The following is a 17,684-nucleotide window of genomic DNA, read 5'->3' as shown; positions in this document are numbered from 1 at the left end:
ATCAAAGCTCCTTAATTCATAATCCGGCGAACGGAATAGATATCTGGTATCTGTTTAATCCGTTCAACAACCCGCTGCAGGTGACTAACGTTGTGAATGGCAATTGACATAATAATCGTCGCCATTTTATTACGGTCAGATCGCCCAGAAACAGCTGAGATATTGGTCTTTGTCTCGTTTACAGCCTGAAGGACCTCATTCAGTAAACCTCGGCGGTCATAACCGCTAATCTCAATATCCACATTATACTCTTTCCGGTCATTTAAGGAGGATTCCCACTCAACAGGAATTAACCTGGTTTGGGCGTCATTAGAATCAATATTGGTACAATCAGCTCGGTGAACAGAAACACCGCGGCCTTTAGTAATGAAACCGACAATTTCGTCTCCTGGAACAGGGTTGCAGCATCTTGATAAGCGGATTAACAAATTATCAATTCCAGCAACACGAACACCAGACTCCCTCTTTTTCGTAGATGGGAAAGATTTCATATCTGAAATGGCGTTTGTAATGGTTGCTGATTGCTCCTGATCACGCTTTTTCCGCCATTTTTCGGTTAAACGATTAGCTACCTGCAGTGCGGTAACACCATTATAGCCGACCGCTGCATACATATCGTCTTCATTGGCAAAATTAAACTTTTCAGCTACCTTTTTCAGATTATCGGCAGTTAAGATTTCTTTTAAATCAAATTCCATTGCACGGATTTCTTTTTCGACAAGTTCCTTTCCTTTATCGACATTTTCATCTCGTCGCTGCTTCTTAAAGAATGCACGAATCTTATTTTTTGCCTGTGATGTTTGTGCAAGCTTTAACCAGTCTTGACTTGGTCCATAAGAATGCTTCGATGTAAGAATTTCGATAATGTCACCTGTCTTAAGTCGATAATCCAGCGTAACCATTTTCCCGTTCACTTTTGCCCCTATCGTTTTATTACCGATTTCTGAGTGAATTCGATAAGCAAAATCAATTGGTACAGAACCGGACGGTAATTCAATCACATCTCCTTTTGGAGTAAAAACAAATACCATATCAGAGAATAAGTCAATTTTTAATGATTCCATAAATTCTTCAGCGTTCGCAGTGTCATTTTGGAATTCAAGGATTTCTCTAAACCAAGTCAGCTTTTGCTCATAAGAAGTTGTATCACTAAGAGCTTTCCCTTCTTTATACGCCCAGTGTGCCGCAATCCCGAACTCTGCAATTCTGTGCATCTCAGAAGTCCGAATTTGAACCTCTAGCGGATCACCCTTAGGACCTATCACTGTTGTATGAAGAGACTGGTACATATTAGGCTTCGGCATCGCAATATAGTCCTTAAAACGCCCAGGCATTGGCTTCCAGCAGGTATGAATGATTCCTAATACAGCATAGCAATCCTTGATACTGTTTACGACAATTCGTACAGCTAGTAAATCATAAATCTCGCTGAACTGTTTATTCTGCTGAACCATTTTACGGTAAATGCTATAGATATGTTTAGGTCTTCCATTAAGCTCCGCATTAATGGACACTTCTTTCATTCTGTCACGGACCTCGTCCATTACATCGACTAAGTATTGCTCCCGTTCTGCACGTTTCTTTTTCATCAAGTTCACAATCCGGTAATATTGCTGTGGATTTAAGTATCTTAATGCAGTATCCTCCAACTCCCACTTAATCTTAGAAATACCAAGACGATGGGCCAAAGGTGCAAAGATTTCAAGTGTTTCATTTGAAATCCGGCGCTGTTTCTCAACAGGAAGGTGCTTAAGCGTCCTCATATTATGCAAACGATCAGCAAGCTTTATCAAAATAACGCGGATATCCTGAGCCATCGCCACAAACATTTTCCTGTGGTTTTCTGCCTGCTGTTCCTCGTGTGATTTATATTTAATTTTTCCTAATTTCGTAACCCCGTCGACAAGCATGGCCACTTCGTCATTAAATTCACTCTCGATGTCCATTAAGGTGACATCTGTGTCTTCAACAACATCATGGAGAAAACCAGCGGCAACCGTTTCAGGATCCATCTCCAAATCCGCTAGAATTCCAGCAACTTGAATAGGATGAATAATGTAAGGCTCCCCAGATTTTCTATATTGTTCACGATGAGAGTGTTTTGCGAATTCGTACGCTTTTTTTACAAATTCACAATGCTCCTCGTTTAAATAGACCCTCGTCTTGTCGATGACTTGTTCGGCGGTTAGCACTTGATCGTTCGCCATAAAATCACCTTATTTTTCATCTCATATTTTTATTTATTATTAAATGTTTCACTATCTAAACAAGTTACTAATGAATGTTACTATTATCGAAAAAAAAAGCTCGGATGTAAAGGGATTGATACTTATTTTACTGTATTTTAAGAAAAAAGTGTCGAAATATAATAAAAAATAGCAATTCTCTTCTTATAACAAGAGAGCACTCAGTTACGAGTGCCCTCCTCACTATTAATAGTTCATCAACGTCATGATGTCGTAGCCTTCAAGTTTCTTACGGCCTTCGAGGTAGGTTAATTCAACTAAGAAAGCAATTCCAGCAACCACACCGCCAAGCTGTTCAACTAATTGAATCGTTGCATCAATCGTTCCGCCTGTTGCTAACAAATCATCAGTTATAAGAACTCGCTGCCCTGGTTTGATTGCGTCCTTATGAATGGTTAAAACGTCGCTTCCATATTCCAATCCGTAGCTGACTTTAACGGTTTCACGAGGAAGCTTGCCTTCCTTACGAACAGGTGCAAAGCCAATTCCAAGCGCGTACGATACAGGGCAGCCAATAATAAAGCCTCTTGCTTCTGGACCAACAATTAAATCTATTTGTTTATCTTTCGCAAAAGCTACAATTTGGTCTGTTGCGTACTTATACGCTTCCCCATCGTTCATTAATGGAGTTATATCCTTAAAAGTGATTCCTGGTTTTGGGTAATCCGGTACGATTGCTATAAATTGCTTTAAGTCCATTACTTAATTGCCTCCTCAATATTAACTGATTGCTCAATAACCTGGTCAAACCAACTCTTTAATTGCCCAAAGGACGAAAATAATAAATCTCTTTCGAGCGCATATTGAGCCTGTTTTGTTTGGTAGGTCATCGAGTCAGTTAGGTCACGCTTTTGTGATTGTTTATTCAAAGTTATAAAGCCATTGTTTATTGTAACAAAATCTAGTTCAGAAAACACCTTTGACATAAAAGTTACAGTTTCCGAAGACCAGCCGCGGTGCTTTGCAATTTCATCTCCATGACGACCTAAATCAATCGGTCCTTTTTTCAATAAGAAACCATAAAACCATTTAAAATGATCTCTGGTCGGTATGGTACTAAAGAAATCACTGTTTTCCTTTTGGAAATAAGCATAGATTCGAGCTGGTTGTTTTCCATTAAACAAGTGACAAAGCAATTCTTTTGATGGCGGCAAATCCACAAGAACGATATTAGCGTTGTGAGTATCAAATGCCATTGCTTCTGCTTCATCTTGAACAAGAATTACCTCACTTGTAAAGTCTGAATTGATTTTATCCAGCTGATCTTTGTTAAAAACAATGTATTTTCGATTTTCCTTAGGAATCGTACTCATCATTGTATGAATACGTTTAACACCCCGATGATCGAATAATTGCCATGTTTCTACAGAAACATCATGGATAAAAATTTGTGGTTTACGGATATTATTCCACTCATTAATGGCTAATTCACCAATTATCGAAATTTTTGAAGCTGGTGAAATATGGTCAACTAACTGGCCAAGCCCAAACCCAATTCCATCTAAGTTAGTCCCGTTATCATTCACCATAACCTTCAAGTGATTTTGTTCAGAACCAATCTTTCTCATTGTAGATATTTGAACATTACGAATTAAAACCTTCGGCTTAGGATTGTCCATTCCAAATGGAGCAAGAAGATTTAATTCATCTAACGATGATAGATTGATTTCATCAACCTTTATTTGGTGATCAAGCAAGGTAATGGGAACAAAATTTTCTGGCGTCAGCTGCTCATTTGCCAATTGATTTAATCTTTGACGAAGCTCTGAAACATCTTCTAAATTCAGCGTCATCCCAGCGGCCATTGGATGTCCGCCAAAGTGAGGGAGAATGTCTCGGCATTCAGATAGATTCTTAAACAAATCAAAACCTTCAATACTGCGTGCTGAGCCTTTTGCCAAGCCTTTTTCCCGGTCAAAGCTAAGGACAATGGTAGGACGGTAAAACTTTTCGACCAATCTAGAGGCAACGATACCAATAACCCCTGCATTCCAACCCTCTTTACCGATCACTAGAACAGAATTCGAATCTATTGGAAAGTTATTTTCAACTTCTTCAATGGCTTCCAGTGTAATGGTGTTGACAATTGACTGCCTTGTTTTATTTAATTCATCTATTTCTAGAGCCATACTTTCAGCTTCATAGGGATCATCACTAAGCAATAGCTCAACCGCCATATCAGCATTTTCTAATCTGCCGACAGCGTTGATTCTAGGAGCCAGCGTAAAGCCAATTGTTTCTTCGTTAATATTAAGAGGATCCACACCTGCTACTTTTAAGATAGCTCTTAAGCCTTTATTTTTAGTGACTTTTAGTTTTTCCAAGCCTTTTTTGGCTATTAGGCGGTTTTCATCCTTTAATGAAACCAAATCCGCAATGGTACCAATAACAGCTATTTCCAACAAATGCTCTGGCAGTTCACCGTAGAGGGCATGAGCTAATTTAAAGGCCACACCAACCCCGGCGAGCTCGCGGAAAGGATAGATACTATCTGGCAATTTAGGATGAATAATGGCTAAGGCTTCCGGTAAAACTGGACCTGGTTCATGGTGATCCGTGATGATTAAGTCAAGGCCAAGTTCCTTTGCGATACCTGCTTCGTGTATAGCAGAAATACCTGTATCTACTGTAATAATTAATTTTACACCTGATTCAGCCGCACTTCGAAAGGCTGGTTCATTTGGTCCATAACCTTCCGTAAAACGGTTTGGAATATAAAATTGGACATTCGCACCCAAATCCTTAAGGGTAAGCATTAATAGTGTTGTACTGCTCACACCATCTGCGTCATAATCTCCAAATATTAATATAGGTTCTTGGTTTTCTATCGCCTGCCGTATTCTATGAACGGCTGTATCCATGCCTTTTAATAGAAAAGGGTCATGAAATTGCTCTTTTCCAAATAAAAAATACCGTGCAGAATCAACGGTATCTAATCCGCGGTTGATAAGCAGCGACGCCACAAGCGGCGTTATTTTCAATTCGTTTTCGAGAGTTTTTACTAGTTGTTGATCAGATTCACGAACAATCCATCTAGTTTTCGACTTTAACATGCGTTCACCCCTCAGACTTTACTATTATACAGGAGCGATGTTTAGCTTTCAATCATTGAAATTTACCACTTGAAATAAAATAAACCGCAGAGTATTCTGCGGTTTACTAGGATTACACTTGCGGCTCGTCTGAGTACTTTCTCTTTTCTTTCACAGTCTTGATAGTACCCTTCTTCTTAAGTTCTTTTGCTTTAAGAACTACCCAAAGATTAGTAGCGACAAAGATGGATGAGTATACCCCTGCAATTAATCCAACGAGCAATGCAATGTTGAAATTCAGGATAGATTCACTTCCAAAGATAATCATTGCCACAACAGTTATTAATACTGTAAAAACTGTATTTACAGAGCGAGTTAACGTTTGACGAACACTTATATTTACAACATCTGCTATATCTTCAAAGGTTTTAAGTCGTTTCTTCTTTGTTAAGTTTTCACGCATTCTGTCGAAGGTAACGATTGTATCATTAATAGAATAACCGATAATGGTTAGGACAGCTGCAATAAAGGTTAAATCCACTTCTAGGCGTACTATACTGAAAAAGGCAACCATGATGAATGCATCGTGAAGAAGAGAAGCAATTGCTGCAACTGCCATTGCAAACTCAAAACGGATGGTAACATAAATAATGATTCCGATTGATGCAATGATTAACGCGATAATTCCATCTTTCGCTAACTCCTTACCTACAGTCGGAGAAACCGTACTAACACTTGGGTCAGTACCAAATTCATCATGAAAAGCAGATTTCAACTCTGCAATTTCATCCTTCGATAAAACCCCCTTCATCCGCGCAGAAGCAACTTCATTGTTTTCGCCGGAAAGAGTAATATCATCTATTTCAAGATTTTGCTTCTCAAAAGCATCTTTAACCTGTTCCGTTGTTAAAGATTTGTCGGATAAAACTTCAATCCGCGTACCGCTTGAAAAATCAATGGAGAGATTCAGACGGAATACAAGAATTAGGACTAATCCAATAGCAATAATGACTCCAGATATCATGAAAAATAATTTTCTTACCTTAACAAAATCATATCGATCCCATCTGGTTGGAAGGTCAAGCGTATCAAAATTTTCTGCAATGTCCTTGATAGCAGATTTCTTTACACCAAACCAGCCTGCCTTTTTGTTTAAGAATCCACTATTAACCCATAAACCTAAGAATAGGCGGGAACCAAAAACTGCTGTAATGAAACTTAATAAGATACTCACCAAAAGCATGGTGGCAAATCCTTTAATCGAGCTTGTCCCGAAGTAGAATAGTACCGCAGCTGTTAAAATCGTCGTTAGGTTTGAGTCAAGAATGGAGGTAAAAGAACCCTTACTTCCAGCTTGGAAGGCTGATTTAATTGATTTACCAACCTTAATCTCTTCTCTTATCCGTTCATAGGTAATAATGTTAGCATCAACTGCCATCCCGACCCCTAATATAAGGGCGGCAATTCCCGGTAAGGTTAGAACCCCATTCATCCAATCAAAAACAAGTAAAACTAAATAGATATAAATGGATAAAGTGATGGTTGCAATAAATCCTGGAAAACGATAGTAAACCAACATGAAAATATAAATAATTGCTATCCCAATAATACCTGCTAGGATGGTTTCATTTAATGCCTGTTCACCAAACTTAGCTCCAACGGAAGTAGAGTATACTTCGGTTAACTTTACAGGAAGCGCTCCAGCATTTAAAAGTGATGCCAGCTCTTGTGCTTCCTCTGCTGTAAAGCTCCCTACGATTGATACGGTGTTTTGATTGAAAATTTCTTTTACCGTTGGTGCAGATAAAAATTTAGGGTCTTCTTTTGTAATTTCAGTTTTGAAGGAATCCTTTCCTTCCTCGAAATCAAGCCAAATAACCAAGTAATTATTCGGTGCCATTTTCACAATTTCTTCAGTAACTTTTTTGAATTTATCAGCACTCTTTAATTTCAATGAAACACTTGGTGCTCCATTCTCATCAAAGGTTTGGCTTGCACCATTCTCCGCCAAATCGGCTCCGTCCATCATAACCCGGTCATTGGCATCACGGAAAGTTAGGTTTGCCTGCGTTGATAAGATCTCACGAGCTTCATTTTGATCCGTTACTCCGGCAAGCTGAACACGAATCCGATTTTCTCCTTCAATTTGAATATTCGGTTCACTAACACCAAGAACATTAATCCGTCTATCTAATGCCTCAGCCGTACTAGCTAACGTTTCTTTGTTAATTTCCTGACCTTTTTTTGCTGGTGTAACTTCATACAAAACTTCGAAGCCGCCTTGAAGGTCCAAACCTAGTTTAATGTCCTTTAATATACCTTTTGATGTTACACCCATTGTACTTCCTAATAGTATAACTACTAATAGGAAAGCGATAATTCTACTGCGCTTAACCATTATGTATTGTTCCTCCTTAGGGCTTAACCAAAGCACTCAAAACGAAAAAGCCTTATGTAAAAATAAATAAAATCATTGCTTTCATTATGAAATAGTTTATAAATGCTGTCAATTTATTCTAGATAGGAGATTTACAAGAAAAATGAGGTGTATTTATTTTAATAGCTCCTTCATTTCATTTTCATCTTCTAGATTAAATTCATTGTTTCTATAAGCATCAATCGTGGTAAAGTTTATGTAATCACTGACCTTAACACATAGGACATCATCAATAATTTCATAAATTCTAATATCTTCTTTAACCTTCTTCCACTTTTTTCTTGTTAAAAAACCCCAAAGCCCACTTTCTGAAACCTCGTTATAACCTAGGAGACGAAACTCCTCCAGCTTGCTTACTAATGCTGGTTTTACCTCGGTGCGAAAATGGTTGTACGCATGGTTTTTCTCCATGATGCTGCCTCCTTGGAACATTTAAGTTCCTCTCTTTGTCTCTAAAATTAATAACACCTTGTCATGCTTTGTCCACCCTTATGCATATAGATTAATTGTATATGAATTCTTCTTTTTTGAGAAGGTGGGAAGTAGTATGTCGAAGTTTTTAAAAGGGACCTTTATCCTATTAATTGCAGGATTAATCACAAGGGTCCTTGGATTTATTAACAGAATTGTCATAGCTCGAAGTATTGGTGAAGAAGGTGTCGGCCTTTATATGATGGCCTTTCCCACTTTTATCCTTGTTGTGACACTAACACAAATGGGGCTGCCCGTAGCCATTTCAAAAAATATTGCCGAGGCTGAGGCAAAAGGTAACCATCAAGAAATAAAAAAGATTCTCGTCGTTTCTCTAGCCATAACTATTTCACTTTCACTTATTTTTACACCAGCATTAATTTTATTAGCACCGATTCTCTCTACCACTCTCTTTACTGATCCAAGAACGTTTTATCCTTTAATTGCGATAGCACCTGTAGTTCCCGTTATCGCTGTTTCTTCCGTTTTGAGAGGCTATTTTCAAGGGCGGCAGAATATGCGCCCTTCTGCGATCTCACAAATATTAGAACAGCTTGTTAGAATTACCTTAATTGCGGTCATGACGAGGGCTTTCCTTCCATATGGAATTGAATATGCAGCCGCTGCAGCTATGGTTGCTGCTATTGTTGGTGAGGTTGTATCGCTAATCTACTTAATGACAGCCTTCAAATTAAAGAAGCGTTTTAAGCTTCGAAAGAAATTCTTTCAATTTGTCCATTCTGGCAAGAAAACCTTCAAAGACTTAATGGAGATTGCCCTGCCAACAATGGGAAGCCGAATGATAGGTTCTGTATCATGGTTTTTTGAACCAATCGTGGTTGCCCATAGTTTAGCCATTGCTGGTGTAGTCGCAATTGAAGCTACTAAACAATACGGATCTCTGACTGGTTTTGCTATGCCGTTATTAATGCTTCCATCCTTCATCACATACTCATTAGCAACATCGCTTGTCCCTGCCATTAGTGAAGCCAACTCACAAAATAACCATCAATTAATTGAGCACCGGCTGCAGCAGGCATTACGTTTTGCTTTTTTAAGCGGCGGTTTGTCCGTCATTGTCCTTTATGTCCTGGCAGACCCATTGATGGAGCTCATGTATGGATCAACAAAAGGCTCTTACTTTATCCGCATCATGGCCCCATTCTTTTTATTTTATTATTACCAGGGCCCGCTTCAGGCAGTATTACAAGCACTTAACCTGGCTAGAGCTGCTATGATCAATAGTTTAATCGGAGCGGTTATCAAAACGGCGGTCATCTTCGTACTTGCTTCACAGCCTGCCTTCGGGATAACTGGAGTGGCCTTAGGGATTATTGTTGGATTCGTCTTAGTAACCATGCTTCATTTTGCCACTGTACTTAAGAAAATCTCTTTTAGCTTTCATGTCCGCGAATATCTTAAAGGTGCTGTAATTATGGGAATCTCCGCATGGATCGGCTATTGGTTGTTCAACCATATCCTTCTTGGTGAGCATTTAGCGATAAGAGTCATGTCAGCTGCTTCGGGTATGAGCTTCTTCTACATTTTCTTATTAATACTCGCTGGCCTGATTAAGAAAGAAGAACTCCAAAGAATACCGATTATCCGCAATTTAATACCTATTCGATAGAAAACGAGAAGACACGCATCTGCGCGTGTCTTCTTTATTCCTCGTCCATAATATCCACAAAAAACTTGCCGTTTTCAAAGCTGCAAAAGGAAATTTGTTTTACATCGCGATATCCCATTTTCTTTAACTCCTGCCTTAGCCATAGATTGGTTTTGTTGATTCGTGTTAAATTTTCTTCTTCGATATTGCCATCAATGATTAATGGAATGGTAATATCCCCATCCTTAGGCTGACCATCACTATTATTCATTCTTTCTATAACAGATAAACTTCCAGATGATTCCAAAATAGCAAACTCAACGTCAGCGATGCTTCTTATGTCTTTTTCTCTTAATTGAGTGAGTAAATCGTCAAAATTATATCGCTGTTTCCTCATTGCCTCTTCATCAATTTTCCCACGGTTTATGATAATCGTTGGCTTACCGTCAACAAGATCACGAAACCTTTTACTCTTTAAAGAAAACTTGGCCAGCGTTATTTGGATAAGCATTAATAAAACCATAGGAACAGCCACATGAATGGAAGATACCTTCGGATTTTCGATTGCGACAATAGCTAATTCACCAATCATGACAAAAACCACAAGATCTAGAATACTTAGTTCTCCAATTTCTCTTTTACCCATTACACGGAAAATAAAGAGTATAAGTATGTAAAACATTACTGTTCTTATTACAATCGTTATGTACATTTCCACTACTGTCGCCCCTTTTCTTGCAGTCTAGATTATTGTTAGCCTTTTAGCAGTAATCCATGAAGGAATAATCTCCCAATTGATTAAAAAACTGTTAAAGTTTTAATTCTACTTTGGAGAAAGACGAATATGCTTGTACTAGGAAAGAATCTGTTTATCTTAGGTTTGAAACTTAAGGTAAGGCATCTAAAGGGGGAGAGTATTATCGAATCAAAAAGCTTTGGTACAGCGATATTGTACGGGTTAATTTTTATCTTCTTATTCGTCATCGTCAGCAGCGTTATATTTGCATCCATTCTTAGATTCACTTCTGTACGAGAAGACTCACTTCAATACGTTATAACAGCTGTATCCTTTATAGCGCTGTTTGGAGGAGGATTCTTATCGGGAGGGAAGCGCAAGCAAAAGGGTTGGTTAATCGGCGGATTAACTGGCTTAATTTATAGCTTCATTGTCTTTTTATCCCAATATTTAGGGTATGATCGACTTTTTGATATTGAACAAGTCATTTACCATGTTTGTTATACGTTAATTGCCATGATGGGCGGAATTCTAGGAGTTAATATCTCAACAAATAACTCCAGAACTGCATAGAAAAAGGAAGCCAGTGTTTTGGCTTCCTTTTTCTTCTTATTTGTCTAAAGATACTTCTGCTGCTGGAGCAGTTTTTGCAGATTCAGTTACTTCACGAATTGCATTACGGTCATATGTTAGACGGCTGCCGTCTCCACATTTAATCACGACTTTGCTTTCATCGATTGAATCAACAAAACCATGTAAACCGCCAATCGTGACAATTTTATCACCTTTTTTCAATTCGTTTTGCATCTGTTGTACAGCTTTTGTACGTTTTTGCTGCGGACGAATCAGTAGGAAATAAAATAATACAAACATTAATATTAATGGAATGATTGAACCAAGTCCTTGCATTTGTTTCCCTCCTTTCAATAATCATCTATTAGAAATTTTTCGCGTTTGGTTTGTTAAAACCATAACGTTCAAAAAACTCTTCTCGGAAATCACCAAGTCTGTCCTCGCGGATAGCCTGTCTGACCTTCTCCATTAATCTTAACAGAAAATAGAGATTATGGTAACTAGTTAATCTTATTCCAAATGTTTCATCACATTTTATTAAGTGACGAATGTATGCCCTGCTGTAATTTCGGCAAGTGTAGCAATCACAATCCGGATCAAGCGGACCGAAATCCTTTGCAAACTTAGCATTTTTCACTACTAGGCGGCCCGTGCTTGTCATCAATGTACCATTTCTAGCAATTCTTGTTGGCAGAACGCAGTCAAACATATCAATTCCACGAATTGCTCCATCAATCAAGGAATCTGGCGATCCTACTCCCATTAAGTACCGTGGTTTGTCTGCAGGTAATAATGGTGTTGTGAACTCAAGAACTCGATTCATGACATCCTTTGGCTCACCAACAGAAAGGCCGCCAACTGCGTATCCAGGGAAGTCAAGTGATACTAAGTCTTTAGCACTCTGCTTACGAAGCTCCTCAAACTCTCCACCTTGGACAATTCCAAATAATCCTTGGTCATTCGGTCTTTGATGCGCATTTAAACAACGCTCTGCCCAGCGAGAAGTTCGTTCTACGGATTTTTGCATGTATTCGTAGGTTGCTGGAAACGGCGGGCATTCATCAAATGCCATCATAATATCAGAACCTAGATCATTTTGGATTTCCATTGCTTTTTCGGGTGATAAAAATAACTTTTCACCGCTCATATGATTACGGAAATGTACGCCCTCTTCTTCAATCTTACGAAATTCACTCAAGCTGAAAACCTGGAAACCGCCAGAATCAGTTAAAATGGCACGGTCCCAGTTCATGAATTTATGAAGACCGCCAGCTTCCCTGATAATTTCATTTCCTGGACGAAGCCATAAGTGATAGGTGTTACTAAGAATAATCCCAGCACCCATCTCTTTTAAATCCTCAGGAGACATCGTTTTTACAGTAGCAAGTGTTCCTACCGGCATAAATGCAGGCGTGTCAAAAGAACCATGCGGCGTATGTACACGTCCTAAACGGGCACCTGTTTGTTTACATGTTTTTATAAATTCATAGCGAATCGCAGTCAAATTCTCTTTCTCCTTCCGTTACGTTAACCTAGATGATGAGCATCGCATCGCCAAAGCTGAAAAAGCGATAACGCTCATTTACAGCGGTAGTATAGGCATGCAAAATATTTTCTCTTCCCGCTAACGCACTTACAAGCATAATCAAAGTTGATTTAGGCAAATGGAAATTCGTTATCATTCCATCGATGGCCTTAAATTCATATCCTGGATAAATAAAAATCTTAGTCCAGCCGCTGCTTTCAATAAAGGTACCATTTTGGTCAGAAGCGATGGTTTCAAGTGTCCGGGTTGACGTAGTTCCAACGGTTATAATCCTTCCGCCATTTTGACGCACTTCATTGAGCAAACGTGCTGTCCCTTCGGTAATCATATAATACTCTGAGTGCATATCATGCTCTAGGACATCATCAACACTTACTGGCCTGAACGTCCCGAGTCCAACATGAAGCGTAATGAACGCAACATGAACACCTTTCTCTCTCACCTCATTGAGCAGCTCTTCCGTAAAATGAAGACCTGCTGTTGGGGCAGCTGCCGAACCTGGTTCACGAGCATAAACGGTTTGATATCGATCTCTGTCATCTAACTGTTCCTTAATATAAGGAGGCAATGGCATTTCACCTAGTTCATTAAGAACCTCGTAAAAAATGCCCTCATAATGAAACTCCAAAACTCGTCCGCCATGCTCTGAGGTCCCTGTACAAACAGCAGTCAGGAGTCCGTCGCCAAACTCTATTTCTGTGCCTTCTTTAATACGCTTAGCAGGCTTTACTAGCGTTTCCCACCGGTCGCCTTCCAGCTGCTTAAGTAATAATACTTCAATCTTGGCACCTGTATCCTTTTTTACACCAAAAAGGCGTGCAGGAAGTACCTTTGTATCGTTCAAGACAAGGCAATCCCCTTCACGCAGATATTCACTAATATTTTTAAAAATATCATGCTTTAATTCGCCTGTTTCCTTATTCACTGCCATTAGCCTGCTGTCAGTCCGATTTTGCAGCGGAACTTGTGCAATCAGCTCTTCAGGCAAATGAAAATCAAATAAATCTACCTTCATAAAATACATCCCTACTTATCAAAAAATTACTGTTTTGGCGGCTCCATGCCAAAATGGCGATACACTAAATCTGTGACCATTCTTCCTCTTGGTGTTCTTTGTAAAAAGCCAATTTGCAGTAAATACGGTTCGTAAACATCTTCAATTGTTTCTGATTCTTCTCCTATAGATGCCGCAATCGTATCAAGGCCCACCGGTCCGCCGCGGAATCGTTCAATGATTCCTTTTAACAGCTTATGGTCAATATGATCAAGCCCAAGTTTATCTACCTGCAAGAGCTCTAAAGACTCCCTTGCTAAAGTGATATCAATTTCACCGTTCCCTTTTACCTGCGCAAAGTCTCTTACCCTGCGAAGTAAACGGTTGGCTATTCTTGGGGTTCCCCTTGCACGTCTGGCAATCTCAGCAGCAGATTGGTCGTCTATTTTAGTTTCAAATAAATCCGCTGTTCGCAGGACGATATTTTTCAATTGGTCTTCCTTATAATACTCGAGTCTGCTCAAAACTCCAAATCTGTCACGAAGCGGAGCGGATAATGAACCTGCCCGAGTTGTAGCGCCCACAAGCGTAAACGGCGGGAGGTCCAGGCGCACAGAACGTGCACTCGGTCCTTTGCCGATCACTATATCCAGACAAAAATCCTCCATGGCGGGATATAGTACCTCTTCAATTTGTCTTGGCAGCCGGTGGATTTCATCAATAAACAAAACGTCACCCGGTTCGAGTGCGGTAAGAATAGCTGCTAAATCACCTGGCCTTTCAATAGCAGGACCAGAGGTTGTCCGGATGTTCACACCCATTTCATTGGCAATAATAACAGCAAGCGTCGTCTTTCCTAACCCTGGCGGTCCATATAGAAGAACATGGTCCAATGTTTCCTTGCGGAGTCTCGCAGCCTCAATAAATATTTCAAGACTCTTTTTTACTTGATCTTGACCAATGTATTGTTTTAAGTTTTGCGGCCTGAGGCTTTGCTCTAAGGAGATTTCGCTCTGGTCTGCTTCACTAGAAATAATTCTCTCATCCATGAATAATCACCTTATTTTAAAAGCCGCTGCAGGGCTTTTTTAATATACTGGTCGGTTGACAGCTGTTCTTTTCTTAACTCAGGTGAAATCTTTTTCACTTCTTTGTCTGAATAGCCCAGCGCCTTTAAGGCAAGGATCGCCTCTTCAAAAGCAGTATTGGTCGATTGTGCTGCCATTGGTATTGTGTCACTGTTAAATAGATTAGGAAAATAATCCGGAACGATATCCTGTAATTTCCCTTTTAAATCGAGAATCATTTGTCTAGCTGTTTTCTTGCCGACTCCTGGGAACTTAATCAGGAAGCTTTCATCTTCATTTTCGATAGCTGAAACAACCTGCTGTACTTCACCGGAAGCCAAGATGGCCAGAGCCCCCTTAGGGCCAATCCCCGAAACATTTAATAACTTAGTAAACAGCTTTTTCTCTTCTCTAGACTCAAAACCATATAACGCCATTAAATCCTCACGGACGTAATGATAGGTATAAACAGTAACATTAGTATTTATTTTACTAGAATAAATAAACGGATTCGGAGTTGAAATTTGATAACCAATCCCATTATTTTCTATTACAATATATTCAGGACCAACAAACTCCACGGTTCCTTTAAAAAATTCGTACAATCACTTTCTCTCCCTCAGCGTTTCATGTATTCCATTCTACCATATAAATTTAAAGGATTAGAAAAAGATAGCTGTGCAGGTAAAGAATAAAAATTTTCTGTCAAAAGAAATAGCGGCCTCCTCCGGCCGCCATTTACTCTACAAGTTGATTCTTTACCGCAAAAAGAGCGGCCTGGGTACGGTCTGCTAATTCAAGCTTAGATAGCAGATTAGATACATGTGTTTTTACGGTTTTTTCAGTAATGAACAGTGCTGAAGCAATTTCCTTATTGCTTTTTCCTCTAGCGATTTCCTTTAGAACATCGAGCTCTCTTTTGGTTAACTCAGAGATTAGGCTTTTATCATCACTTTTATCTTTATTTGATAAATTAGCAAGCAAATGAGAAGTGGCTTTTGGATGGAGCTGATTTTCGCCATTCACTATTTTTTTAATACAATGAATTAACTCATCAGGCTCGATGTCTTTTAATTGATAGCCCGATGCCCCTGCTTCTAACGCAGGTATAACATGATCCTGGTCAGAAAAACTCGTCAGCATCATAATTTTTATTTCCGGCATTTCACTTTTTATTATTTTGGTTGCCTGTATTCCGTCCATTTCCGGCATCACAAGATCCATAAGAATAAGTTCAGGTTTCAATGTTCGTGCGAGTTCCACCGCTTCTTTACCATTACTCGCTTCCCCAATAATTTCAATATCTCGCTGCGTTTTTAGAAAAAAGGCCAGCCCCCGTCTTACGACATGATGATCATCTGCGATTAATATAGTAATCCCCATTGTTTCTCCCCCCCTAGATTGGAATTTGTATCACAATCTCTGTTCCGCTTCCTGGTTTGCTGTTTAATAGAAAAGTACCATTTAAAGCTTCAGCTCTAGCCTTCATATTTTTTAATCCGAACGACGGCAGTTCAAAACTTTCATCATAGTAGAAACCACATCCTAGGTCTTGAATCGTCATCGTAACGGAATCATTGTTTCTGTATAAAAATAGTGACACATTTGTTGTTTGTGAATGCTTTTTACAATTTCCAAGCGCTTCCTGCCCAATTCTCCACAGTGTTTCCTCCACTTTTTCCGGAAAGCTCGAAATCCCCGTAAGTTTTACCTCAATAGTTAAACCTAACATTTCAGCATAGCTGCTTAATGCACTAATGATTCCATTTTCCAGCCCTTGTGGCTTTAACTGCCAAATAAGCGCTCTCATCTCCCCGAGTGCGTCCTGGGCAAGATTTTGTATATAGGAGAAGGTTTGCTGGACCTCTTCGTTATCTGTCATTTCTCTGCCCGCTCTAGCAGTCAGGCTTAGTGAGAAAAGCAACTGATTCACAGAATCATGCAGATCTCTTGCAAGTCTATTTCTCTCAGAAATTAAAGCCGTCTCCTGCTCTCTTTGCGTTAATTTGATTCTCTTAAGTGCTGTTCCAATTTGAAAGGCTACCGCCTCAAGCAGTGCAAGTTCGTCTTTCTGAAAATGAGTCTTATTTGGTGAACCAACATTCAACAATCCAAATCGCTCGTTTCCAGCCCTTAACGGCACCGTGGCATGATGGGTCAAACCGCCTGTGTCACCTGCATTTTCAAGAATGACATTCTCGATACGCTGACATTCGATAATGTTGACCGCCTTGTTTAATTTACCGCTGTTGTATCGACTCACACACCAGCAATCACCTTTACACATTCTTTGGTTATCGTTATGAGCCAGTGCCTGCGGCAAAGCCTCTTTTGCAGCCAGTTGATGTGCACCCTTTTCATCTATTAAAAAAATCCAGCCTGTTTGCAGTCCGGTCAGGTGGAGAAGTTTTTTTAATACCCCCGCTAAAACGGTCTTGGAATCTGTTCCTTCATTCAAGAGTTCAGCAATTTCTTTTAAAATGCCAATTTCTTCATTCCTGGACATGTCCTCTCCTCCGCACAAAAACTCTGTATCTATTAAATAAATCATAGTCGTATCACCATCATTGTGGCAAGCAGGAAAAAGCTGACGATTAATGGCCAGCTTTCTGACTTACCTGTAAATATTCGATTATTTCATTGTCAGGTCCTTCATAAAAAACAGTTTCCCAGCCATTTTGCAGCTTATAAGGTCCTTCTGAAGCAAAGATTTTATCTTCTCTAAAGCTTTTCATTATTTCTTCAACAGAGTCGACTTCGAAACATATGTGCACACCTTGGGAGACCTTTTGCTGTCCTCCAGAAATTAGCTCAAGCCGAAATTCATTCCTTGCTAAAAAAACAATATTCTCTTTATTGAATTGCAGTCTAACTTCTTCATGGAGGCCCAGATACTTTTGATAGAAGGCTGTTGATGTCTCCAAGTCTTTTACCTCAATAGCAAAATGGTGAAAGTGCATACTAGGTTCCCCT

The 17,684-nt window shown here is 39.4% G+C and carries 16 protein-coding genes; 2 read left to right on the top strand and 14 right to left on the bottom strand.

What is annotated here, in order from left to right:
* Positions 1–11 precede the first annotated feature (11 nt).
* From H0184_RS12895 to H0184_RS12875, 5 genes are all read right to left on the bottom strand, one after another.
* A complete protein-coding gene (locus H0184_RS12895) occupies positions 12–2,207 on the bottom strand; it encodes a RelA/SpoT family protein (protein WP_221825642.1) in 2,196 nt (731 codons plus the stop codon).
* 225 nt (positions 2,208–2,432) lie between these two features.
* Positions 2,433–2,945, bottom strand: coding sequence for an adenine phosphoribosyltransferase (locus H0184_RS12890; RefSeq protein ID WP_221825641.1), 513 nt, complete (start codon positions 2,943–2,945; stop codon positions 2,433–2,435).
* Entirely contained in the window at positions 2,945–5,299 is a 2,355-nt protein-coding gene (recJ, locus tag H0184_RS12885) for a single-stranded-DNA-specific exonuclease RecJ (RefSeq protein ID WP_221825630.1), read from the bottom strand. Before recJ ends, H0184_RS12890 begins: the two co-directional genes overlap by 1 nt.
* A gap of 112 nt (positions 5,300–5,411) precedes the next feature.
* Positions 5,412–7,676, bottom strand: a complete 2,265-nt coding sequence (gene secDF / locus H0184_RS12880) for a protein translocase subunit SecDF (protein WP_221825627.1) — start codon at positions 7,674–7,676, stop codon at positions 5,412–5,414.
* A gap of 153 nt (positions 7,677–7,829) precedes the next feature.
* The gene (locus tag H0184_RS12875; protein WP_221825624.1) at positions 7,830–8,126 is read right to left on the bottom strand and encodes a post-transcriptional regulator; all 297 of its coding nucleotides are present in this window, start codon (positions 8,124–8,126) and stop codon (positions 7,830–7,832) included.
* A gap of 136 nt (positions 8,127–8,262) precedes the next feature.
* Between H0184_RS12875 and spoVB the strand changes: the two genes are divergently transcribed.
* Positions 8,263–9,816: a stage V sporulation protein B gene (gene spoVB, locus H0184_RS12870; protein WP_221825621.1), complete on the top strand. Its 1,554-nt coding sequence runs from the start codon at positions 8,263–8,265 to the stop codon at positions 9,814–9,816.
* Positions 9,817–9,850: 34 nt separating this feature from the next.
* Here spoVB and H0184_RS12865 read toward each other — a convergent pair whose 3' ends face one another.
* Positions 9,851–10,513, bottom strand: coding sequence for a DUF421 domain-containing protein (locus tag H0184_RS12865; RefSeq protein WP_221825618.1), 663 nt, complete (start codon positions 10,511–10,513; stop codon positions 9,851–9,853).
* Between the two features lie 126 nt (positions 10,514–10,639).
* Here H0184_RS12865 and H0184_RS12860 point away from each other — a divergent pair, with 126 nt between their 5' ends.
* The gene (locus H0184_RS12860) at positions 10,640–11,104 is read left to right on the top strand and encodes a TIGR04086 family membrane protein (protein WP_221825615.1); all 465 of its coding nucleotides are present in this window, start codon (positions 10,640–10,642) and stop codon (positions 11,102–11,104) included.
* A 36-nt stretch (positions 11,105–11,140) separates the two neighbouring features.
* Here H0184_RS12860 and yajC read toward each other — a convergent pair whose 3' ends face one another.
* From yajC to H0184_RS12820, 8 genes are all read right to left on the bottom strand, one after another.
* Complete coding sequence (yajC, locus tag H0184_RS12855; RefSeq protein ID WP_221825612.1) at positions 11,141–11,440, bottom strand: preprotein translocase subunit YajC; 300 nt, start codon at positions 11,438–11,440, stop codon at positions 11,141–11,143.
* A 28-nt stretch (positions 11,441–11,468) separates the two neighbouring features.
* Complete coding sequence (tgt, locus tag H0184_RS12850) at positions 11,469–12,608, bottom strand: tRNA guanosine(34) transglycosylase Tgt (protein ID WP_221825609.1); 1,140 nt, start codon at positions 12,606–12,608, stop codon at positions 11,469–11,471.
* A 28-nt stretch (positions 12,609–12,636) separates the two neighbouring features.
* The gene (gene queA / locus H0184_RS12845; protein WP_221825606.1) at positions 12,637–13,665 is read right to left on the bottom strand and encodes a tRNA preQ1(34) S-adenosylmethionine ribosyltransferase-isomerase QueA; all 1,029 of its coding nucleotides are present in this window, start codon (positions 13,663–13,665) and stop codon (positions 12,637–12,639) included.
* Between the two features lie 26 nt (positions 13,666–13,691).
* Complete coding sequence (ruvB, locus tag H0184_RS12840) at positions 13,692–14,693, bottom strand: Holliday junction branch migration DNA helicase RuvB (protein ID WP_221825603.1); 1,002 nt, start codon at positions 14,691–14,693, stop codon at positions 13,692–13,694.
* Positions 14,694–14,704: 11 nt separating this feature from the next.
* Positions 14,705–15,316 (bottom strand): Holliday junction branch migration protein RuvA, encoded by a 612-nt coding sequence (gene ruvA, locus H0184_RS12835; RefSeq protein WP_221825602.1) that lies wholly within the window; start codon positions 15,314–15,316, stop codon positions 14,705–14,707.
* A gap of 133 nt (positions 15,317–15,449) precedes the next feature.
* The gene (locus tag H0184_RS12830) at positions 15,450–16,094 is read right to left on the bottom strand and encodes a response regulator (protein WP_221825599.1); all 645 of its coding nucleotides are present in this window, start codon (positions 16,092–16,094) and stop codon (positions 15,450–15,452) included.
* Positions 16,095–16,107: 13 nt separating this feature from the next.
* Positions 16,108–17,217, bottom strand: a complete 1,110-nt coding sequence (locus H0184_RS12825; RefSeq protein WP_221825596.1) for a GAF domain-containing sensor histidine kinase — start codon at positions 17,215–17,217, stop codon at positions 16,108–16,110.
* A gap of 88 nt (positions 17,218–17,305) precedes the next feature.
* Positions 17,306–17,671: a VOC family protein gene (locus tag H0184_RS12820; RefSeq protein WP_221825592.1), complete on the bottom strand. Its 366-nt coding sequence runs from the start codon at positions 17,669–17,671 to the stop codon at positions 17,306–17,308.
* Between the last annotated feature and the right edge of the window lie 13 nt (positions 17,672–17,684).

It is taken from the genome of Neobacillus niacini, assembly GCF_019749295.1.
Classification (GTDB): Bacteria; Bacillota; Bacilli; order Bacillales; family Cytobacillaceae; genus Neobacillus; species Neobacillus niacini_D.
The sequence above is the reverse complement of the archived record's forward strand: the minus strand, read 5'-3'. Positions and strand labels throughout refer to the sequence as shown.